This window comes from Acidovorax radicis, from assembly GCF_020510705.1.
Lineage (GTDB): Bacteria > Pseudomonadota > Gammaproteobacteria > Burkholderiales > Burkholderiaceae_C > Acidovorax > Acidovorax radicis_A.
Window position 1 is genome coordinate 515,027 of sequence record NZ_CP075184.1, and the last position, 21,353, is coordinate 536,379.

Annotated in this window: 20 protein-coding genes and 1 pseudogene; 15 read left to right on the plus strand and 6 right to left on the minus strand. The window is 65.0% G+C overall.

Features of this window, described 5'->3' with window-relative positions; all coding sequences use genetic code 11:
* The 9 genes from narI to KI609_RS02365 all read left to right on the plus strand — a co-directional run bounded on the left by narI (position 1) and on the right by KI609_RS02365 (position 9,586).
* On the plus strand, positions 1–738 hold the full coding sequence (narI, locus tag KI609_RS02325; RefSeq protein WP_413463409.1) for a respiratory nitrate reductase subunit gamma: 738 nt from the start codon (positions 1–3) through the stop codon (positions 736–738).
* A gap of 34 nt (positions 739–772) precedes the next feature.
* The gene (locus tag KI609_RS02330; protein ID WP_226446696.1) at positions 773–1,726 is read left to right on the plus strand and encodes a peptidylprolyl isomerase; all 954 of its coding nucleotides are present in this window, start codon (positions 773–775) and stop codon (positions 1,724–1,726) included.
* Between the two features lie 49 nt (positions 1,727–1,775).
* Positions 1,776–2,456: a carbonic anhydrase gene (locus KI609_RS02335; protein ID WP_226446698.1), complete on the plus strand. Its 681-nt coding sequence runs from the start codon at positions 1,776–1,778 to the stop codon at positions 2,454–2,456.
* 107 nt (positions 2,457–2,563) lie between these two features.
* A complete protein-coding gene (locus KI609_RS02340) occupies positions 2,564–5,020 on the plus strand; it encodes an adenosylcobalamin-dependent ribonucleoside-diphosphate reductase (protein ID WP_226446700.1) in 2,457 nt (818 codons plus the stop codon).
* On the plus strand, positions 5,017–6,351 hold the full coding sequence (locus tag KI609_RS02345) for an NnrS family protein (RefSeq protein WP_226446701.1): 1,335 nt from the start codon (positions 5,017–5,019) through the stop codon (positions 6,349–6,351). The genes KI609_RS02340 and KI609_RS02345 overlap by 4 nt, the downstream gene beginning before the upstream one ends.
* Positions 6,352–6,375: 24 nt before the next feature.
* Entirely contained in the window at positions 6,376–7,071 is a 696-nt protein-coding gene (locus KI609_RS02350; protein ID WP_413463366.1) for a nitroreductase, read from the plus strand.
* A gap of 26 nt (positions 7,072–7,097) precedes the next feature.
* Positions 7,098–7,511: a ribonucleotide reductase subunit alpha gene (locus KI609_RS02355; RefSeq protein ID WP_226446702.1), complete on the plus strand. Its 414-nt coding sequence runs from the start codon at positions 7,098–7,100 to the stop codon at positions 7,509–7,511.
* Between the two features lie 14 nt (positions 7,512–7,525).
* A complete protein-coding gene (locus tag KI609_RS02360) occupies positions 7,526–8,104 on the plus strand; it encodes a hemerythrin domain-containing protein (protein WP_413463410.1) in 579 nt (192 codons plus the stop codon).
* A gap of 417 nt (positions 8,105–8,521) precedes the next feature.
* Positions 8,522–9,586 (plus strand): AbrB family transcriptional regulator, encoded by a 1,065-nt coding sequence (locus KI609_RS02365; RefSeq protein ID WP_226446703.1) that lies wholly within the window; start codon positions 8,522–8,524, stop codon positions 9,584–9,586.
* A 128-nt stretch (positions 9,587–9,714) separates the two neighbouring features.
* Here KI609_RS02365 and KI609_RS02370 read toward each other — a convergent pair whose 3' ends face one another.
* The 3 genes from KI609_RS02370 to KI609_RS02380 form a co-directional block, all read right to left on the minus strand.
* Positions 9,715–10,014 (minus strand): DUF3567 domain-containing protein, encoded by a 300-nt coding sequence (locus KI609_RS02370; RefSeq protein WP_226446704.1) that lies wholly within the window; start codon positions 10,012–10,014, stop codon positions 9,715–9,717.
* Between the two features lie 321 nt (positions 10,015–10,335).
* Positions 10,336–11,556 carry a DUF3108 domain-containing protein gene (locus KI609_RS02375; protein WP_226446705.1) on the minus strand — a complete coding sequence of 407 codons (1,221 nt, stop codon included), beginning with the start codon at positions 11,554–11,556 and terminating at the stop codon, positions 10,336–10,338.
* A 22-nt stretch (positions 11,557–11,578) separates the two neighbouring features.
* The gene (locus KI609_RS02380; RefSeq protein ID WP_226446706.1) at positions 11,579–12,361 is read right to left on the minus strand and encodes an IclR family transcriptional regulator; all 783 of its coding nucleotides are present in this window, start codon (positions 12,359–12,361) and stop codon (positions 11,579–11,581) included.
* A gap of 115 nt (positions 12,362–12,476) precedes the next feature.
* Between KI609_RS02380 and KI609_RS02385 the strand changes: the two genes are divergently transcribed.
* The 3 genes from KI609_RS02385 to KI609_RS02395 all read left to right on the plus strand — a co-directional run bounded on the left by KI609_RS02385 (position 12,477) and on the right by KI609_RS02395 (position 15,899).
* The gene (locus KI609_RS02385; protein WP_226446707.1) at positions 12,477–13,490 is read left to right on the plus strand and encodes a fumarylacetoacetate hydrolase family protein; all 1,014 of its coding nucleotides are present in this window, start codon (positions 12,477–12,479) and stop codon (positions 13,488–13,490) included.
* Between the two features lie 247 nt (positions 13,491–13,737).
* The gene (locus tag KI609_RS02390; protein ID WP_226450145.1) at positions 13,738–14,700 is read left to right on the plus strand and encodes an IS5 family transposase; all 963 of its coding nucleotides are present in this window, start codon (positions 13,738–13,740) and stop codon (positions 14,698–14,700) included.
* A 221-nt stretch (positions 14,701–14,921) separates the two neighbouring features.
* Positions 14,922–15,899, plus strand: a complete 978-nt coding sequence (locus KI609_RS02395) for a Bug family tripartite tricarboxylate transporter substrate binding protein (protein ID WP_226446709.1) — start codon at positions 14,922–14,924, stop codon at positions 15,897–15,899.
* 84 nt (positions 15,900–15,983) lie between these two features.
* Here KI609_RS02395 and KI609_RS02400 read toward each other — a convergent pair whose 3' ends face one another.
* Positions 15,984–16,397, minus strand: a complete 414-nt coding sequence (locus KI609_RS02400; RefSeq protein ID WP_226446711.1) for a VOC family protein — start codon at positions 16,395–16,397, stop codon at positions 15,984–15,986.
* Positions 16,398–16,524: 127 nt separating this feature from the next.
* Positions 16,525–17,211 (minus strand): annotated as a pseudogene (locus tag KI609_RS02405) (zinc-binding alcohol dehydrogenase family protein); the annotation flags it as partial.
* 141 nt (positions 17,212–17,352) lie between these two features.
* On the opposite strand from KI609_RS02405, the gene KI609_RS02410 reads away from it, so the two are divergent.
* The 3 genes from KI609_RS02410 (at position 17,353) to KI609_RS02420 (ending at position 20,093) form a co-directional block, all read left to right on the plus strand.
* Positions 17,353–18,006 (plus strand): TetR/AcrR family transcriptional regulator, encoded by a 654-nt coding sequence (locus tag KI609_RS02410; protein WP_226446713.1) that lies wholly within the window; start codon positions 17,353–17,355, stop codon positions 18,004–18,006.
* Between the two features lie 146 nt (positions 18,007–18,152).
* Positions 18,153–19,316 carry an iron-containing alcohol dehydrogenase gene (locus KI609_RS02415; RefSeq protein ID WP_226446715.1) on the plus strand — a complete coding sequence of 388 codons (1,164 nt, stop codon included), beginning with the start codon at positions 18,153–18,155 and terminating at the stop codon, positions 19,314–19,316.
* Between the two features lie 96 nt (positions 19,317–19,412).
* A complete protein-coding gene (locus KI609_RS02420; RefSeq protein WP_226450147.1) occupies positions 19,413–20,093 on the plus strand; it encodes a type 1 glutamine amidotransferase domain-containing protein in 681 nt (226 codons plus the stop codon).
* Between the two features lie 178 nt (positions 20,094–20,271).
* Here the strand turns inward: KI609_RS02420 and KI609_RS02425 are convergent, their stop codons facing one another.
* Positions 20,272–21,174 (minus strand): LysR family transcriptional regulator, encoded by a 903-nt coding sequence (locus KI609_RS02425; RefSeq protein WP_121422074.1) that lies wholly within the window; start codon positions 21,172–21,174, stop codon positions 20,272–20,274.
* Positions 21,175–21,353 lie beyond the last annotated feature (179 nt).

Sequence of the window (21,353 nt, forward strand, 5' to 3'; positions counted from 1 at the left end):
TTGAACGCATGGATCGATACCCTCCTTTTTGGTATCTACCCGTATGTCTGCCTGACGGTTTTCTTCGTGGGCAGCTGGATTCGTTTTGATCGCGACCAGTACACCTGGAAGAGCGATTCATCGCAGTTGTTGCGCGCCGGCAGCCTGCGATGGGGCAGCAACCTATTTCACGTAGGGGTGCTGTTCCTGTTCTTTGGGCACACGGTGGGCATGCTCACGCCCCATTTTGTTTATGAGCACTTCATGAGCGCCGGTGCCAAGCAGATGATGGCGATGGTGTCTGGTGGCGCTGCTGGTTTGATGGGGTTCGTTGGATTGTCCATCCTGCTGCACCGCCGCTTGTCGGATGATCGTATTCGCGCCACGTCAAAGACGAGCGATATCCTGATTCTGGTGCTGTTGTGGCTGCAACTGGCCTTGGGCCTGGCCACCATCCCGTTGTCGGCCCAGCATCTGGACGGTTCCATGATGATGCGTTTGGCAGAGTGGGGGCAACGGATCGTCACGTTCCGCAGCGGTGCGGTAGAGCTGCTGACCGGCGCAGGCTGGATCTTCAAGACGCACATGTTCCTCGGGATGAGCATCTTTCTGATTTTCCCGTTTACCCGTCTGGTGCATGTGTGGAGTGGCTTCGGGACATTGGCCTACGTGCTGCGTCCTTATCAAGTGGTGCGCGCGCGCCGCCTGAACCTGCGGCCCGGCCACAACATGCCGCCGCAAAACCATAGCGGCCACTGAAGCAAGCCCTTTACCTCGATCCAAGGAGCACACCATGAGCGGATGTGGAAGCGGGAGCTGCGGTTGCAGCTCCACGGAAGCCAGCCAAAGCGCTGCCTCCCAAAATATTTTGACGGCTGAGCAGGCTGCGGCTTACGAAGCCCTGTCCGCCACCGTGGGCACGATGGATCTGGGCCAGCAGGCACCGGTCGCCCAAGCACAACAAGGGCAGGGCCCAGCGGCTCCAGCCCCTATTGCCCGTATCAATGGCATCGCCCTGAATACTGCGGCAGAGTGGCTGGATGAAGAAACACTGCGCCAGCGCGGCTGCACCGAGCTGCTTCGGCAGGCGGCGGTACAAGGTGGGCTGTTGTCGAAAGCCGATCTGCCCGGCGTGGAGGGCGCCATCAGCGCGGAGGCCTCCAATGCCATCGAGCAATTGCTGGACCGTGAGCTCGTTATCCCCGACCCCTCGGAAGAAGCCTGCCGCCGTTACCACGACGCCCATCCCGCCGCACATGCGCAGGGCGAACGTGCACAACTGCGCCATGTGCTGTTTGCCGTGACGCCCGGTGTGGATGTCAAGCTGCTGCGCCTGCGTGCCGAGGCCATGCTGATCGATCTGCGGTGCGCAGACGATGGCGGGGTGAAGTTTGGCGAGGCGGCTGCGCAGTGGTCCAACTGCCCCAGCGGCCAGCAAGGCGGCGACCTGGGCTGGCTGACCCGCGCAGATTGCGCCCCCGAGTTTGCCCGTGAGGTGTTTGGCAACGCCGAAATTGGGGTGCTCGCACGCCTGGTACACAGCCGCTTCGGCCTTCACGTGGTGGAGGTGATCGCGCGAGACCCGGGGCAACAGCCGTCTTTTGAAGAGGTGCGCCAGGCCATTGCCCTCACTTTGCGTCAGCAAGCGTGGGTGAATGCGTTGCGGCAGTACCTGCAATTGCTGGCGGGCGATGCGGTGGTGGAGGGCATCGCCCTTGACGCGGCCAACTCGCCGCTGGTGCAATAACGCAGCCGGCACAGAGCAGCACATACAACGCCACAACGCCACAACGCTTATGCCCGATGAGCTGCTAGAGCGCTTGCGACGTTTTCACGTTGACGCCTTCCCTCAATACCGCGAGCAGTTCCAGTCGCTGGTGGACGAGGGCCAGCACCCCACCACCTTGTTTGTGGGGTGCTCCGACTCGCGGCTGGTTCCCTACCTGCTGACCGGCGCAGGGCCGGGTGAGCTGTTCATCGTGCGCAACGTGGGTGCCTTCATACCGCCTTACGACGGGTCTTATGGCCACCACGGTACGACCGCAGCCATTGAATTCGCGGTGCTGAACCTGAATGTGCGCCGCATCATCGTGTGCGGCCACAGTCACTGTGGGGCTATCAAGGCGATGTATGGTGACGTTTCGCCCGAAGCACCCAACCTGAACCGGTGGCTTGATCTGGGCCGGGAAGCCCTGTTGCCCATGCAGTCCGGCCCCGAAGTATTGCGGCGCACCGAGCAGCGCGCGGTGGTGTTGCAGCTCGAACGCCTCATGGAGTACCCCATGGTGCGCAGCCGCGTGCAGTCGGGGCAGATCAGCCTGCATGGCTGGCACTTTGTGATCGAGGAAGGAGAGGTCCATGTGTTCGATGTCCAGACGGGCGGCTTTGTGCCTGCATCGCGTGCGGACCACAGCGGGACGGGGCCCTATCACCCCTATGTGGAGCATGATGGCCAGGTGCTGCTCGACGAACCGTGACCGAGTGTGGGCGACGCGCCACCCACAGCCAGCGGTCCGCGAAGGATTCAGTCCTTCTTGATGGAACGCAAGACCCTATCGGCGTGAACCCCCAACCATCGGCCTCCATGAAACGCGAACCCCAGCCCACTCATCCTGTCTCTCTGTCTTTGCAACCCATCAGCCTGGATGTGTTGCGCGAGAAATACCTCAAACCTGGCGAAACCTCGGTCGAAGCGCTTTACCAGCGCGTGGCGCGGGCCCTCGCGTCGGTGGAGGCGCCCGCGCTGCGTGACAAATACGAAGCACTTTTCCTGGCGAACCTGAAGGCCGGGGCGATTGGCGCGGGCCGCATCATGAGCGCTGCGGGCACCGACATCCAGGCCACGCTCATCAACTGTTTTGTGCAGCCCGTGGGTGATTGCATCCAGGGCATGGACGACGAGGGGTTCCCGGGCATCTACGAAGCCCTGCGCGAAGCCGCCGAAACCATGCGGCGCGGCGGGGGGGTGGGCTATGACTTCTCACGCATCCGGCCCAAGGGCGCGTATGTCAAGGGCACGGCCTCCATGGCGTCGGGGCCCTGCAGCTACATGAACGTGTTTGACCAGTCTTGCTCGACCGTGGAGAGCGCGGGGGCACGCCGTGGCGCACAGATGGGTGTGCTGCGCATCGACCACCCCGATGTCCATGAGTTCATCACGGCCAAGCGCACGCCGGGCCGGTGGAACAATTTCAACGTGTCGGTGGGGGTGTCGGACGCGTTCATCGAGGCCGTGCAGAACGACCAACCCTGGGATCTGGTGCACAAGGCCGCCCCGGGCGCGGCCGTGATGGAGCAGGGGGCGCGCCAGCGCGCTGACGGCCTTTGGATTTACACCACGGTGCAGGCGCGTGCACTGTGGGACACGATCATGAAGTCGGCCTACGATTTTGCGGAGCCGGGCATTCTTTTTCTGGGCCGCATCAACGAAGACAACAACCTGCATTACTGCGAAGACATCGCAGCGACCAACCCGTGCGGTGAGCAACCCCTCCCGTCCTATGGCTGTTGCGACCTCGGTCCCATCATCCTCACGCGGTTTGTGCGCCATCCGTTTGGGTTTGGGGGCGTGGCGGCCTTTGACTTTGATGCGTTCACCAAAGCGGTGGCGCTGCAGGTGCGCGCGCTCGACAACGTGCTGGATGTCACTTTCTGGCCTTTGCCCCAGCAGCGCGAAGAGGCCATGGCCAAGCGCCGCATTGGCGTGGGTTTTACCGGCATGGGCAACACGCTGGCCATGCTGTGTGTGCGGTATGACTTGCCGGAGGGCCGGGCCACGGCCGCCCGCATTGCCGAGTGCATGCGCGATGCCGCCTACGCCGCTTCGGTCGATCTGGCGCGCGAGAAAGGCGTGTTCCCCAAATTCTTGGCCGAACCCTATCTGGCTGAGGGCACGTTCGCCAGCCGGCTTCCGGACTCGCTCAAGGCGGCCATTCGCCAGCATGGCATCCGCAACAGCCACCTGTTGTCCATCGCCCCCACGGGCACCGTGAGCCTGGCTTTTGCCGACAACGCATCCAACGGCATCGAGCCTCCGTTTTCGTGGATGTACAAGCGCAAGAAGCGCGAGGCCGACGGCAGCACGACCGAATACGCTGTTGAAGACCATGCCTGGCGCCTTTACCGCGAGCTTGGCGGCGATGTGAACGCCTTGCCTGATTATTTCGTCTCGGCCCTGGCCATGCCCGCCGGGGGCCACATCGCCATGATGGAAGCCGTGCAGCCGTTTGTGGACACGGCCATTTCCAAGACGGTGAACATCCCGGCTGACTACCCGTACGAAGGCTTCAAGGACTTGTACCTGCAGGCCTGGCGCGCCAGGCTCAAGGGCTTGGCCACCTACCGGCCCAACGCCATTTTGGGCTCGGTGCTGGAAACGCATGCCGAACCGGCCAGCACGACGGCCTCTGCCCCTGTAACCGCCGCCGCAGCGCCGACAGCGCCGCCGGTGGACCCCATGCGCACAGTGATTGAAAGCCGTCCCCAGGGCGGTCTTTCTGCCGTGGCTGAAAAGCTCGAATATTGGACCCAAGAGGGGCACAAGACGCTGTATCTCATCGTCTCGTTCTTGCCCGTTCCTACCGGCGTGGGCCATGGCACCGTTGACCGTGCCATCGAGTTTTTCATGCCCGTGGGGCAAAGTGGCGAGTCGCAGCAGTGGATCACGTCCAGCATGCGCATGTTGTCGCTTGCAGCGCGGGGGGGCTTTCTGGAGCGCGCCTTGTCCGACATGCGCAAGGTGGCCTGGGACCGTGGCCCGGTGCGTCTGGGCACCCACCGCAAGGACGACGGCACCCTCGTGCCCATGTGGCATGACTCGGAGGTGGCGGCGATGGCCTTTGCCATCCAGAACATTCTGGCCCGCCGCGTGGCCGACCCCGTGCAGCAGCAACTGCCGCTGGACGAGCCTGCCCCGCCGCCTGTCGCCGTGCCACAGGCCATGGCCGGCAAAAAGTGCAGCGAGTGTGGCGCCCATGCCGTGATTCGCAAGGACGGCTGCGACTATTGCACGCAGTGTGGGCACATGGGAAGCTGCGGATGAGTGACCCCGGCCGCACCATTCCCCTGCGTGTGGCATCTGGCAAGCCGTCGGCTGAAGCGTTGGCGAAGATGGACAAAAGCTGGCGCTGGCGGTACGTGATGCTGGCGCCCCATCGGGTGGGGTTCTTGCTCGCCATGATGGTCCTGGTGTGCTCGGGCGCCTGGTGGGCGCTGGTGCAGTTCGATCGGGCCACCGCCTGGCTGGGCCTGTCGCCAGTGATGCCGCCCAGCGTGGTGCATTCGACAGTGATGGCGTTTGGTTTTATTCCGCTGTTTTTTTCGGGTTTTCTGTTTACCGCAGGCCCCAAGTGGCTGGGGGTGGACCCGTTGCCCGTGCCGGTGTTGCGCCCCCCACTGTTCGCTCAGGCAGCAGGCTGGCTGCTGTGGCTTGCTGGCGCGTATATCCATGCGGGCGTGGCGCTGGCGGGGTTGGCACTGGTGTGTGTCGGGATGGTGTGGATGACGGCGCAGTTCTGGGGGCGTGTGCGCCTTAGCCAGGCCGAAGACCAGTTGCACGCCCGTACCATCGGCTGTGCCTGTCTGGTGGGTTGCATCAGCCTTGCGGGGCTCTGGATCAGTCTGTTGGCGGGGGCCCATGCGCTGGCGCGGGTCTGGGTGTTCACCGGGCTATGGGGCTTTGTGGTCGTGGTGTATGTCTCGGTGGCTCACCGCATGATTCCGTTTTTTACCTCCAGCGCCATGCCCATGGTGCATTCCTGGAGGCCCTTCTGGGTGTTGTGGCTGATGTGGGGGGCCGCGTTGATGCAGGTGCTGGCCGCATGGCTGGACTGGGCCGGGGTGCCGGCCAGTGCGGCAGGCCCCGCGTGGACGCTCGTGCATGGCACGCTGCAACTGGTGGTGGGTGGCGTGCTGATATGGCTTGCCTGCGTGTGGGGGCTGGTGCAAAGCCTCAAGAACAAGTTGCTCGCCATGCTGCACATCGGGTTTTTGTGGCTGGGGCTTGCCTTTGTCATCGGTGGCGTATCGCAGTGGCTGGTGTGGGGGCTGGGTGTTGGCGCGCTGGGGCTCGGTGCGTTGCATGCGCTCACCATGGGGTGCCTGGCCTCGTTGATGCTGGCCATGGTCACCCGCGTGTCTTGTGGGCACAGCGGCCGTGCGCTGGTGGCCGACCGCATTGCGTGGTCGCTTTTCTGGGTGCTGCAGGCGGCCACCGTGCTGCGCATTGCCGCTGCGGTGCCCGGTGTTCCGGGTGCTGTGCTGCCATGGCTGTTGCTGGCGGCGGCAGCGCTGTGGGCGGGCACCGTGGGTGTGTGGGGTGCGCGACTGGGCCGGTGGTATGGTTGCCTGCGGGCCGATGGTCGGCCGGGCTGAACCACCGCTTCTTCAAGGACTACCATGACCGTCATCCCCTGGCCGTTGCGTCCCGTCGTCAAGCCCGAGGTGGCCCCGGCGCAGCCTTGTGCCCGCGCGGCGTCGCAGTCGGCCGACGATGTGGCCCACATGGCTGCGGCGCTGATCCAGTCGCGCCAGACCATCTTGCCCAAGCGCCTGGGCGAGCCGGGCCCCACGGCCGCCCAATTGGCCCAGATCCTGGGTGCGGCGGCCCACGCGCCCGACCATGGCCAGCTGTTGCCCTGGCGTTTTGTGCTGGTGACAGAGGCGGCACGCAAGCCGCTCGCCGATGTCTTTGCGCAGGCGCTGCAGGAGCGCGACGCCGCAGCCACGCCCGAGCAAATGGAGCAAGCGCGTGAAAAAGCCTACCGCTCGCCCGTGCTGATGCTTGCTGTGGTGGACGCGTTGCGCGGAGATGCCGAGATCGATCTGGCCGAGCGCACTGTTTCTGCCGGTTGTGCCGTGCAAAACATGCTGCTCATGGCCACGGCGCTGGGGTATGGTTCGTCGCTGACCAGCGGCAAGGCCCTCAAGGCGAGCGGCCTGCGTGCGCTGTTTGCGTTGGCGGCATCCGAGCAGGCGCTGTGTTTTATCAGTATCGGCACCGTAAAGTCCCGCAAATCGGTGCGCGCGCGGCCCGCTGCCCAAGCGTATGTCAGCACGCTGGATGCGGGGCAGGGCGTGGTCCCTGGTTTTTGACGATTATTTTTTAACGGGTTTTTGTTATGGAAATCACCAGTTTTGACGACCTGCTGCAGGCCGCGCGTTCGCAGCCTGAACCCCAGCGCCTGTTGTTTGTATTTGCGGCCGTGGAGTTGCCCGACGACGCCACCGCCGAGCAGCGCGCGCGTTTTGCCGCCGGGCAGGGCGGGGCGCTGGTGCCGCTGATGTGTGTGGACAAAACCCCGCAAGAGCTGCAGTCGTTTGACGCGCTGGTCAAAGAGGCCCTCCAGTTCACCGCGCCCGGCCACGACTGGGCCATGGTGTTTGCTGCCGCGATGTCAGGCACGCTGAACAAGGCCCCCACCAGCACCGACGCTGAAGGCCCCCTGCAGCGCATGGTCGATTCCATCAAGGGCGGGGCGCATGGTGCCTACATCCCGTTCGACCGCCAGGGCCAGCCCGTGCGGTTTGGGTGAGGCAGGCCGTGGCAGTGGCAACCACCGGCTCCGCCCGCCATATCCCTGGTTTCAACGCGCCCAGCGTGGGTTTTGAAGACCCGTTCGCCATGTTGCAGGCCTGTCACGAGCGGGTGCTGCGCACCCTGGCCTTGCTGGCCCGGTTGCGCGCGCATGTGCTGCAGCACGGGGCCGACGACGATGCCCGCCAGGCCGCGCGCGACGTGCTGCGCTATTTCGACATCGCAGCGCCGCTGCACCACCAGGACGAAGAACTGCATGTGTTTCCGTTGCTGCAGGCCGATGCGTCTGCCGATGTGCGGGCGCTGGTGTTGCGGCTGCAGCAAGACCATGTCTGCATGACCGCCGACTGGGCCGCAGCACGCGCACCGCTGCAGGCGCTGGTGGAGCATGGACAGGATGCGGATGGCGCCACGCCGCTGTTTCGCTTTGGCCCGCAGGACGACGCAGCGCTGGACCGCTTTGTCTCCCGCTACGGCGACCACATCGCTGCAGAGGAGGGTATGGCCTACCCGGCAGCAATGCGGTTGCTGCCACCCGCCACCCTGGCGGCGATGGGGCGCGAGATGGCTGCGCGGCGGGTGGTGGGTTAGTGTGCTATTGATAAGATAGCTGCTTGCGCATTATGGATAAGCGCTAGAGGTCAATTTGGCCTGATTATCGACCTGCCTTAGACGCCCTCTCTTCCCCACCCGTTCGGGCTCAGCCCGAACGGGTGGAGTGGTTGGAGTGGTATCTGAGGCCAGTCACTAATCAGGCAATTTGGCTTGTGTTTTGCAGCCGCTGCGGTGTTTGCCGTTGAAGGATGATGCTGGGGGTATTGCGCGTACGCGCTTGCCCGTGGCGCCGCAGCCGCTTCCCTCTGGCGATGTCTGCCATGCCGCCTGGGCAAGGCCCGCCAAGACCGGCCCACAGTGGCCGGGCAGCAAGGGCGCGATACTTGGCGGGCCCGTTTTGCCGGCCTCTGCCCTGCGGCTTCTTTGTTGACCCCTGTTCCCGCTTCACAGCGCATGCGCCTGACCTTCGCCCTTCGCACCGTCGCCACACTGGCCCTGGCCTGGGCGGCTGCCGCCACCTGTGTGGCATTGAAAACCCCCTTGCCCTGGATGATCGGCCCGCTGCTGGCCACGTCGCTGGTGTCGATAGCGGGCGGCCCCACCGAGAACTGGGGCCCGCTGCGCAACGCAGGGCAGTTGACCATTGGAGCCGCGCTGGGCCTGTACTTCACGCCCCAGGTGGTCGGGCTGATTGGCGGCCTGTGGTGGGCCATCGTGCTGGGCATTGTGTGGGCGCTGCTGCTGGGCTGGCTGTTTGGCGCCTGGCTGTACCGGGTGCATGCCCCGCGCATGCATGGTGTGCCTGCGCCCATGATGCGTGCGACCAGCTACTTTGCGGGGGCCATCGGTGCCGCGTCCGAGATGACCTTGTTGTCAGAGCGCGAGAACGCCCGCACCGACCTGGTGGCTGCCAGCCACAGCCTGCGCTTGCTCATCGTCACAGTGACCATCCCGTTTGCGCTGCAGTGGAGCGGCCTGCATGGGCTGGACATTTTGCCGCCCACGCTGCGGGTGGTGAACTGGCCTGGGCTGGCGCTGATGGTGCTGCTCGCCGGTGCCGGCGCGTTGCTGATGGACCGGCTGGGCCGCGCCAATCCCTGGTTCATGGGCGCCATGCTGGTGTCCATGGGCATCACCATGGCGGGCTACAGCCTGTCCGCCGTGCCCCAGGCCCTGGTCAATGCCGCGCAGCTGGTGATCGGCGTGAGCCTGGGCGTGCGCTTTCGCAAGGAGTTCTTGCACACCGCGCCGCGCTGGCTGGCGTCGGTGGCCGTGGGCACGTTGGGCCTGATGGCCATCTGCGCGCTGTTCGCCGCGTTGCTGGCCTGGGCCACGGGCCTGCCCTGGGTCACGCTGCTGCTGGGCACATCACCTGGCGGCATTACCGAGATGGCCATCACGGCCAAGGTGCTGCAGCTGGGGGTGCCGGTCGTCACGGCGTTTCAGGTGTGCCGGTTGATTGCCGTGCTGATGCTGGTGGGCCCGCTGTACCGCAAAATCTACCCGCCGCCAGCGTAAATAGAGACCGCTGCACGCTGCAACTGGCGCGCCCGGGGCGAGTGACAACAAGCAAGAACAAGCAAGGGCCGCCCCGCAGCGAGGTCGTCGTCCCCCTGGGGGGAGGCGCGCAGCGCCTCAGGGGGTTGTTAATGCACCACCACCGGGTTTTGTGCCAGGCCCGCATAGCGGTCGAGCGCGTCTTCCACTTCTTCCTGGGTCGGGGTGTCGCGCTGCCAGGCCAGGATCTGCTCCTGGAACATCTCGGCCCATGAGCCGTCCAGATACACCTCTTTGCCCGATCGTTTGTCCACGATTTCAAAACCGTGGCGCGCAAGCTGGGGGATGGCAGGCGCCATGTCGTTCAGCGCCTGGGTGCTTTTTTTCTCCACGGCGTCGGGCAGCATGTGGACCACCACGAAAGATTCTGAGTCGTAGAGCATGTGCATCGTGTTCCCCTTGTCGATATAGATGTCAGATGACAGCGGGTGGACAGAGTTCAAGACCCGAGTGACGGGCACCGGGTGATGACTCTGCTGCATTGCAGTATTTCACGAAAAACCAGGGGCGCCGGGTTGCAAGGGCTTTTTTGCCCAGGCGGTGCGTTGGCGCCACATGGATGCGAACCGGTGAGCACGGTGGCCTTTTGGGTGGCGTCCTGCCTGCAAGTACGCCCAGGCGGCAATAAAGAAAGCGCCTGGATGGCATGGAACGCCATCGAAACCAGCCAAAGCCATGGAAGCCGCTCCGCGACTTAGAAAGAACAGGTTTTAGGGCGCGCTGCTGCCGCGCAGGCGCAGGTCGGCAAAGTCTCCATTGGCCTGGGTGAGTTTGATGCGCACCGGCAGGTAGCCCAGTGCGGGGGCCACCCACAGCTCGGCCTTTTGGTCGTAGTCGCGCCGGGGCAGGCGCTGCAGCTTGAGGGTGGGCGTGCTGCCCGCTGGCAATTCCAGCGTTTCGGGGCCTTCGACGGTAAAGGTCCAGCGGTCGGCGCTGCGGGCACTCACCGTGGTCAGCGTGATCTGGGTGCCCGGCGTAAACCGCTCGGGGTCGCCGGCCAGCAAGGCGCCCAGCTGGATGAAGATGCTCAGGCGGTCTTGTGCGCCTGGGCCCACGGCGGCCTCGGGGGTGTTGGCGCTGAAGGTGACGCGGCCCTTGGCCTGGTCGAAATGCGCGGCCTGCTCGCTGCGCGCACGGTCTGAGAAGCGCTCGGGCGCCAGGCCTTGGGGGGTGATCTGGCCCACGCTTTTTTGGCTGCGCGATCCCAGCAAGAACAGGCTGACTTCCTGGCGGGCCTCGTAGTGGCTGCCGTCGTGTTGCCACAGCAGCTCGGCCCGGGCGCTGTAGCTGAGCTTTTTGGCCTGCCCACTCACGTCATACGCCAGCCGCGTGGGTGCAGGAAGGCGCACGGGTGGCGGTGTGGTGCTGGCGCCCTGGCCCGCGTGGGCGCTGGCTGCGCCGGGCGGGCTGATGTCCACGCCTGCCCCGGTGGGGGTGTCGTCGGGGGGCGCGTTGGCTGGTGCCGATGCGGGCGCTGCCGCAGGCAACGTGCCGGTGTCGCCGGGCGCGCTCGGCGATCCCGCCGTGGTTGCATCGGCGACCTCCGTGTTGCCGTTGCCGGGGGGGCTTGTGGCGTCGGCGGGCTGGTCCGTGGCCCTGGCCTGGTCGATGGCAGGCTCGGGCGGGGGCTCTGCCGTGGGGGGCGATGGCTGCGCGACCTCGGCAGGGTTCTGGGGCCGGGGGGCTTTGCGTGCGGGGCCCTTGGGCTTGGGTTTGGGCGCGCGGGCGGCGGGCGGTGTGGCCTTGTCTGGGGGCGCGGGCGCCGTGCCCACCGGTGCGGGTGGCGACGGGGGAGGGATGCTGCGGGTGCTGAATGCCCGGGTGGCGCTCGGCGAGCGCGGCGTGTCCCACGCCAGGGGCACGCCGTGCAGCACCAGCCAGTGCAGGGCCAGCACCAGCGCGGTGATGAAGAACAGGGCGCGCCGGGGCATCAATGCCTCCCGCGGGTTGTGGTCATGGGCTGCCCGCGCCCAGGTCGCTCGACAGCTGGGCGGCGGCAGCGCGCAACGGGGCGTCGATGGCGCCGTTCCACTCGGGGTCGAACGTGGCGATCGAGCCCAGCGTGGTGATGCCCAGCACCAGGTGGCCGTCCGCATCGAACACGGGCGCGCAGAACGCCACGATGCCCGGCAGCAGGGTGTCGACCACACGGGCCGCGCCACGCTTGCGCACATCGGCCAGCAGGGCGTTCACCTCGGTCAGGGTGGCGGGCAGGTCGGTGCGCCGCATCTTGACGGCGCGGGCCAGCTCGTCCTTGAGCAGTGGCGCCACCACGTCAGGCGCCATGTGCGCGGCAAAACAGCGCCCCGTGGCGGATGACAGCAACGGCATCACGTCGCCCAGCCGCAGGTTGGCGGTGACGGCCTGGGTCGATTCCTCCCAGTGCACGATGGTAGGGCCGTGGTTGCCCCACACCGCCAGCGCCAGGGTGTGGCCGATGGCCTCCATCAGCGCGGGCATGCGCTCGCGCGCCAGGCGCATGGCATCGAGCCGCGCTAGCGACGCCAGCCCCAGCTTGAGCGCGGCGGGCCCCAGGTCGTAGCGTGCCGTGCGCGGGTCTTGTGTGACCAGGCCCAGGCGCTGAAAACTCACCAGATACCGGTGTGCCTTGGCGGCGCTCATGCCGGCCGACGCAGCCACATCCTTGAGCATCAGCGGGCCGCGTGCGCGGGTCAGCCCCTCCAGCAAGGCAAACCCGACCTCCACGGACTGGATACCCGCACGTTCTTTGTCCATGTGCACTAAAATTCTGCAGTTTTGTTTAGTTAAATCAATTTACCAAAGCGTAATTTCCACTAAGGGTGCCCCTTCCCTTATTCCCCATCACACCGGAGACAAAGGTCCTGCCACCATGAAACTCGCTACCTACAAAGACGGCTCGCGCGACGGCCAACTCGTTGTTGTTTCTCGCGACTTGGGCACGGCCCATTATGCGACCGGCATTGCCAGCAAGCTGCAGCAGGTGCTGGACGACTGGGGCTTCCTCTCGCCCCAGCTGCAGGACCTGTACGACCAGCTCAACAGCGGCCGCGCGCGCCATGCTTTCCCGTTTGACCCTGCCCAGTGCATGGCCCCGCTGCCGCGCGCCTACCAGTGGGCTGATGGCTCCGCCTACATCAACCACGTCGAACTGGTGCGAAAAGCGCGCAACTCCGAGGTGCCCGAGAGCTTTTACACCGACCCGCTGATGTACCAGGGTGGCAGCGATGACTTCATTGGCCCCTGCGACGACGTGGTGGTGCCTAGCGAATCCATGGGCATCGACTTCGAGGCCGAAATCGCCGTCATCACCGGCGACGTGAAGATGGGCACCAACGCCGACCAGGCGCTGGACGGCATTCGCCTGGTGATGATTGCCAACGACGTGAGTCTGCGCAACCTGATCCCCGCCGAGCTGGCCAAGGGCTTTGGTTTCTTCCAAGCTAAGCCCGCCACAGCCTTCGGCCCCGTGGCTGTGACGCTGGACGAGCTGGGCGACGCCTGGGACCATGGCCGCGTCAACCTCACCGTGCAGTCCACCTGGAACGGCCGCAAGGTCGGCATGTGCGACGCGGGCCCCGAGATGACCTTTCACTTTGGCCAGCTCATCGCCCACGTGGCCAAGACGCGCAACCTGCGCGCCGGTTCCATCATCGGCAGCGGCACGGTCAGCAACAAGGGCATCACCGATGCCAACGGCCGCACCGAATGGCCCAAGGGCTATAGCTGCATTGCCGAAAAGCGCTGCATCGAAACCATCCAGGACGGCAAACCCAGCACGGACTTCATGAAGTTTGGCGACACCATCCGCATCGAGGTCAAGGGCAAGGACGGCGCGAGCATCTTTGGCGCCATCGATCAAGCGATTGCAGCACCCGAAGCCTGAGCCTTGCCGGGTCGCTGAGCCTGAGCCGTGCGGAGGCCGCCCGCCATAAAACCTGCCCACTCCTTCCCACCCGTTCGGGCTGAGCCCGTCGAAGTCTGGGCGCTGCAGGGGCGCGGGCTTCGGCTGGCACCACGCGTGAAGGCGCATGGACAGTAAAAATACAAGCAAAAACAGGCTCTAGGGAAATCCTGCAAAACCTCGTGGTCAGTCTGATAGACCCCGGCCAGTCATGGCATCCTCGCAAGCCATGAAGCAAAGCAGCCTTGACCTGAACCTGAGCACCAAGAAGACCCGCAAACAGGAACTGCTGGCCCAGATGGATCGGGTGGTTCCCTGGGCTGCATTGCTCGATGTCATTGCCCCGTATTACCCCGAGGGCAAGAACGGCCGCCCACCCTTTGCCCTGGAGACCATGCTGCGCATCCACTGCATGCAGCAGTGGTTTACCTTGTCGGATCTGGCGATGGAGGAAGCCCTCTTTGACACCCCGATCTACCGGGATTTTGCAGGGCTTGATGCCCATGGACGAATGCCTGACGAGAGCACCATTTTGAGGTTTCGCCACCGGCTGGAGAAGCACAAGCTGGCCGAGCAGATTCTGGCCACCGTCAACGAACTGCTGGCAGCGCAGGGCTTGCTGCTCAAGGCGGGCACTGCGGTAGACGCCACGTTGATCGCAGCGCCCAGCTCTACCAAGAACAAGGACAGAAAGCGCGATCCAGAGATGCACTCAAGCCAAAAGGGCAATGAATGGCACTTTGGCATGAAGGCCCACATTGGCGTGGACGCGGACTCAGGACTGGTGCACACCGTCATCGGAACCTCGGGCAACGTGGCCGACGTTGTAGAAGGCAACAGCTTGCTGCACGGGCAAGAAAAAGACGGGTTTGGTGACGCGGGCTATCAAGGCGTTCACAAGCGCCCGGATGCCAGGGCGGGCGTGACGTGGCACATAGCGATGCGCCCGGGCAAGCGCAAAGAGCTGGACAAAGAGCACAACCTCGTTGACGCGCTCATAGACCAGATGGAGAAGATCAAGGCAAGCATCCGGGCCAAGGTGGAGCATCCCTTTAGGGTGATCAAGCGGCAGTTTGGATATGTGAAGGTGCGCTACCGGGGATTGAAGAAGAACACACTGCAGCTCAAGACGCTGTTTGCGCTGTCCAACCTGTGGATGGTGCGCCACCAATTGCTGGGGGCGCAGGCATGAGTGCGTCCGCAAACAGCCGTGCAGCCGCAGCGGCTGCGCAAGCGGCCCCCACAAGGGGCACCAAACAAGACGGAACCGCAGGAAAGACGGTCTCCATTGCGCCAGCTGAAAAACTCAGTCTCGTAGCACGCGCGAAACCGAGTTGTTCAGAACATCCCTAGCGCTTATGGGATAAGCGCTAGCAGCTATTAATTCAATAGTTCCACATAGGAGACAACCCCATGCAACGCCGTACTCTCTTGTCCGCCCTGGCCGCCGCAGGCGCCACTACCGCCGCGCCCTGGGCTGCGGCCCAATCCACCTGGCCCGACCAGCCCCTGCGCTGGGTGGTGCCTTACCCAGCCGGTGGCGGCACCGACGTGCTGGCGCGCACCGTGGCAGAGGCCATGCGCCAGACGCTGGGCCAGCAGATCGTGGTGGACAACCGCCCCGGCGCGTCCACCAACATCGGCGCGCAGATGGTTGCCACGGCCAAGCCCGACGGCAACACCTTCATGTCGGCTGACAACGCCGTGCTGGCCTTCAACGAACACCTGTTCACCAAGCTGCCGTTCAACCCCGAGAAAGACTTCACCTACGTGGGCGGCATCAGCCGTTTTCCGCTGGCGCTGGTGGTGAACCCCGCGTTTGAAGCCAAGACGGTGAAGGAATTCCTCGCCTACGCGCGCGCCAACCCCGGCAAGCTCAATTACGCATCGCCCGGCAACGGGTCGCCGCACAACCTGGCGATGGAGATGTTCAAGAACCGCACCAAGACCTTCCTCACGCACATTCCTTACCGGGGCGCGGCGCCCGCGCTGCAGGACGTGATGGGTGGCCAGGTGCCCTGCATGTTCCTGGACCTGGCGGCGGGCCTGCCCGTCATCCAGTCCGGCAAGGTGCGGGCGCTGGCCATTGGCTCGGCCAAGCGCGTGGCAGCGTTGCCCAATGTGCCCACACTGGCGGAAGCCGGTGTGCCCAACACCGAGGTGTTCGCATTCCAGGGCATCCTGGCTCCGGCAGGCCTGCCATCCGCCATCACGACACGCCTGAACAGCGACCTGAACAAGGCCCTGGTCAACCCCGCCGTGGTCAAGCGCATGAACGACTTTGGCATGGAGGCGCTGCCGGGTACGCCCGAGCAGTTCCGCGCCATGGCGCGTGCCGAGTCCAAGCGCTGGGGCGAGATCATCAAGGCGGCAGGCGTAAAGCTGGACTGATCCCGCAGCCCTCGGTGCATGGAGTGGTGCATCGGGTGGCTTGGCCTTGCCGGGCCTCGCCACTCCTCAGCCGTGCAGGCCCGTCTATTCAGGCAGGTGGCACACCGCCTCGATGTTATTGCCCTCGGGGTCGATGACAAACGCGCCGTAATAGTGGGGGTGGTAGTCGGGTCGCAGGCCCGGGGCTCCGTTGTCTTTGCCCCCCGCTTCGATGGCGGCGCGGTAGAAAGCATCGACTTGGGCCCGTGTGGCGGCCCGCCAGGCCAGGTGGCAGCCCGTGGTGACTGCTGGGCCCCCGTAGGGCGAGGGGCCGTCGATGAACCATACGTCGGCCTTCTTGCCGTCGGGCTCGGACGGGGCCGGGTAGGCAAAGCCCAGCATGTTCGAGCCATAGTTGCCTTCAAAACACAGGCTGTAGCCCAAAGGCGCGAGGGCGGCGGTGTAGAACGCCTTGGTGCGGGCGATGTCGGTGACGCGGAAGGTCATGTGGTCCAGCATGGGAGGTCTCCTCGGGTTGTGAGCCCCGTTTTATACCCGAATAACTGTTTATAAATACAGCATTTTTCAACCCGACACACAATCCAGCGCGCCGATAGTGCTGGTCCCCTGCGTGGCCCGCAGTTCTTCAGGCCCACCCTTCGAGCACCAGCATGCCCCGCGCCTTGCCGCTCTCGATAAGCGCATGCGCCCGCTTCAGGTTGTCGGCGTTGATCGTGCCAAAGCGCTGGTCCAGCGTGGTGCGGATCAGCCCGGCGTCCACCAGCTGCGCCACCTTGGTCAGCAGGCGGTGCTGGCCGATCATGTCGTCCGTGCCAAACAGCGCGCGGGTGAACATCAGCTCCCAGTGCACCGACACCGATTTGCGCTTGAACTTGGTCACGTCAAGCGACACCGGGTCGTCGATCAGGCCGAACTGGCCTTGGGGCGCGATGGCCTCCACGATCTGGTTCAGGTGCGCGTCGGTCTGCGTGAGGCTCACGATGATGTCCACCGTGGGGTGGCCGATGCGCGCCAGCTCCTCAGTGAGCGGCTTGCTGTGGTCGATGACGTGGTGGGCGCCCAGCTCGCGCACCCATTGCTGCGTTTCGGGGCGCGATGCGGTGCTGATCACCGTGAGGCTGGTGAGCCGCGCCGCCAGCTGCGTGAGGATGGAGCCCACACCACCGCTCGCGCCGATGATGAGCAGGCTCTTGTTCGTGGGCTGCTTGCCGGGCGCCACGCCCAGGCGATCAAACAGCATTTCCCACGCGGTGATAGTGGTCAGCGGCAGCGCGGCGGCTTCGGCAAAGTCCAGCGAGCTTGGCGCGTGCCCCTAATACCTAATACGCATGCGCGACGTCGCTTCGACCACCCCGCCGGGCCACAGACTGGCCCGGTGCCCAAAGCCCTGTTCTCGACAGGGCTGTTCGATTGGCGACTAGACGACCGGTCTAATAGCAGCACAATACGCTGCGTGACCACCGAACTGCAACCCCCCACCAAACACCAGATCCTGCGTTGTGGCGAGCGTCTCATCGCTGCGCGGGGCTTCGTTGGCGTAGGCCTGGCCGAGATCCTGGCGGCGGCCGGCGTGCCCAAAGGCTCGTTCTATCACTACTTCGGCAGCAAGGAGCGCTTTGGCGAAGCCCTGCTGGCCCAGTACATGGAGCGCTACCTGGCCCGGCTCGATCTGCTGCTGGCGCCCGATGCGCAGGGCACACCGGCGCTGGATCGGTTGATGCGGTACTGGTCGTACTGGAACGTATCGCAATGTGGCATCGCGCCCGGGGACGAGGGTGCCGAGGGCGTCGATGATGCCGCCCAGGCCGCTGCGGGCGCCCGGTGCCTCATCGTCAAGCTCAGTGCCGAGGTGGCCGACATGTCCGAACCCATGCGCCTGGCGCTGCGCAATGGCACCGATGAGATCGTGCAGCGCATCGCCGCGTGCCTGCACGAATGCCAGAGCGAAGGGTCGGTGCCCGCGCATACCGCCCCCGCAGCACTGGCGCTCACCCTCTATGAACTGTGGCTGGGCGCCAGCCTGCTGGCCAAGCTGCGGCGCGACGGCTCAGCATTCGAGCACGCACTGCAAAGCACCCGGCAATTGCTGGGCGCACAAGCCGCCTGACGGAGGGCCCATGCGCATCGCCAGCCCTCGCTTCAAGCCCGCCGCTTTCTGCCCCGCAGGCCGCCCGGAGCGCGGCCTTGATTTACCCGCCCACTCCCATTGACCCCGCTGAATCCACTGACCTCACTGACCCACGAAGGACTGCCATGCTGAATTTTGACTTCCACAACCCCACCCACATCGTTTTCGGCCAGGGCCGCATTGCCGACCTGGCCAAGCTGGTGCCCGCTGCGGCCAAGGTGCTGATCCTGGTAGGCGGCGCCAGTGCCGAGAAGACCGGCACCCTGGCCGAGGTGCGCGCCGCGCTGGGCGAGCGCCAGCACGCCACCTTCAACGGCATCGAGCCCAACCCGAGCTACGAGACATCGATGAAGGCCGTGGCGCAGATCCGCGAGGGCGGGTTCGACTTTCTGTTGGCCGTGGGCGGCGGCTCGGTCATCGATGCGGTCAAGTTCATCGCTGCGGCTGTGAAATTCGAGGGTGATGACCCCTGGGCAATCCTTGAAAAGCACGGCCGCAACGTCAAGGGTGCGCTGCCGTTTGGCGCCGTGCTCACGCTGCCCGCCACGGGCTCGGAGATGAACAACGGCGGCGTCATCACCCACCGTGCCAAGGGCGCCAAGCTGGCTTTCAGCAGCGTGCACACCTACCCGGTTTTTTCAGTGCTCGACCCCACCAAGACCTACACCCTGCCACCGCAGCAGCTGGCCAACGGCGTGGTCGATGCCTTTGTGCACACGGTGGAGCAGTACCTGACCTACCCGGTCAACGCGCCCGTGCAAGACCGCTTTGCCGAAGGCATTCTGCACACGCTGATCGAAGTCGGCCCGCGCCTGCTCACAGCGCCCGAGCCCGTGTATGACGACCGTGCCAACCTCATGTGGGCGGCTACCATGGCGCTCAACGGGCTGATCGGCGCAGGCGTGCCGCAGGACTGGGCCACGCACATGATCGGCCACGAGTTGACGGCGCTGCATGGCATCGACCACGCGCGCACGCTGGCCATCGTGCTGCCCGCGCTGCTGAACGAGCGCCGCGGCCCGAAGCGCGCCAAGCTGCTGCAGTACGGCGAGCGTGTGTGGGGCATCACCACCGGCACCGACGACGAACGCATCACCGCCGCCATCGAGCGCACGCGCGACTTCTTCGAGCGCATGGGCATCGCCACGCGCCTGTCGGGCTATGGCCTGGGCGCCGAGGTGGTGAACACCGTGGTCGCCCAGCTCGAAGCCCACGGCATGGTGCAACTGGGCGAGCAGCGCGAGATCACGCCCGCCGTCAGCCGCCGCATTCTCGAAGCCGCGCTGTAAGCCGACGCCGCAATCCACGGCGGCTGCAGCATGTAGCCGCTGGATTGCTGGTACGGTGGTTTTTATCTCTTCACCCCCTCAATGAAAGCGATTTTTATGGCACGCATCCTCATGGTTTTGACGTCCCACGACCAACTGGGCGACACCGGCAAAAAGACCGGTTTCTGGCTGGAAGAGTTCGCCGCCCCTTACTACGTGTTCAAGGACGCAGGCGCGCAGATCACGCTCGCATCTCCCCACGGTGGCCAGCCGCCGCTCGACCCCAAAAGCGATGACGAGAGCGCCCAGACCGACGCCACGCGCCGCTTCAAGGCCGATGCCGAGGCGCAAAAGCAGCTGGCCAGCACGGTGGCGCTGTCTGGCGTGAAGGTCGACGACTTCGACGCCGTCTTCTACCCCGGTGGCCACGGCCCGCTGTGGGACCTGGCCGAAGACGCGCAGTCCATCGCGCTCATCGAAAAAACCTTTGCCGCCGGCAAGCCGCTGGCCCTGGTGTGCCACGCACCGGGCGTGCTGCGCCACACCAAGGCCCCCGATGGGTCGCCGCTGGTCAAGGGCAAGAAGGTGACGGGCTTCACCAACACCGAAGAAGATGCGGTGCAGCTGACCCACATCGTGCCCTTCCTCGTGGAAGACATGCTCAAGGCCAACGGCGGCGTGTATTCCAAGGGCCCCGACTGGGCGCCCTATGTGCTGACCGATGGCACGCTGATCACGGGGCAAAACCCGGCATCGTCAGAGCAGGGCGCCCATGCCTTGCTCAAGCAATTGGGTTGATGAGGAAAAGGGGCTTCGGCCCCATATTTGCGCCGGGTGGACGCACCGGGTTATCCGTGTTCCACATTGGAAGCAAAAAGGGCAGCCAGCGCTTTATCCATCAGCGCAAGCAGCTATCAAATTGAAAGTGATCGTGTGGTGATGCCTGTCGCCAGCCCACGCAACGCTCTCGCTTCATTCAATACGGCAGGATGCCTGGCAACAGCGGGCGGTCAAGCCGGTGGCGCCACCACTTGAGTGCCTCGCCCATGTGCTCGGGTCGCCAGGCCAGCCAGAAGGTTTCGTCCGGGCGGGGCTCCTCCACCTGCAACTCCACCAGAATACCGGTCTCCAACTCCACGCGCACACAGGCGCGGGGCACAAAACCGTGGCCCAGACCTGCGGCCTGGCAAGCGATTTTGGCCTGCATCGATGGCACGGTGATACGGCGCTGGCCTGACAGTAACCCCACCGTGCGGTCGTTCAGCGAGCGCGCCCCGTCGCCCACCACCACGGCCGTGTGTTCCAGCAAGTCGCTGCGCGTGAGCGGCCGCTGCAGCTTGGCCAGCGGGTGTGTGGCCGTCACGCAAAAAGCGAAGGCCAGGCTGCCCACGGCCACCGCCTTGTAGCCACCCCCCGCTGGGCCTTCGCCTGCGGCCACGACGATGTCTGCGCGCCCTTCGCGCAGCGCCTCCCAGGTGCCTGTCAAGGCTTCGCTGCTGATGCGCAGGCGCGTGCCGCAGTGCAGGTCTTCAAACGCGCAGATGTCCTGGTTGAACGCGTGCGTGGGGATGAGCGAGTCGTGCATCAGCCGCAGCTCGGACTCGAAGCCCGTGGCAATCTGCCGCATCCGCGATTCGAGCTGCTGCGCGGCGGCCAGCAGCCAGCGCCCCTCCTTGAGCATCTCTTGGCCGGCAGGGGTGAGCGTGACGCGCGGGCCGTTGCGGGTGAACAGGGCCAGGCCCAGCTGGTCTTCCAGCTTGCTCACGGCGTACGAGATGGTGGACGGCACCTTGTGCAGCCGCTCGGAGGCACCTGCAAACGAGCCGTGGCGGGCAATGGCGTCGATGGTTTCAATGGCTTCCAGCGTGAGTTTCAACATGGCCCAATTCCTTGATCTGCATCATCGAAATTATCGATGATGAGTTGGAAAACCTTTCAGCATATGCCCCGGAACGGCGCGAGATACTTTCTTCACCGCAGCACTGAAGCCTTGATGAATAGGGGGATGAGGCAAAAACCTCCCAGTGTGAATCACATCGACGAAGAAAGGACCTGCAC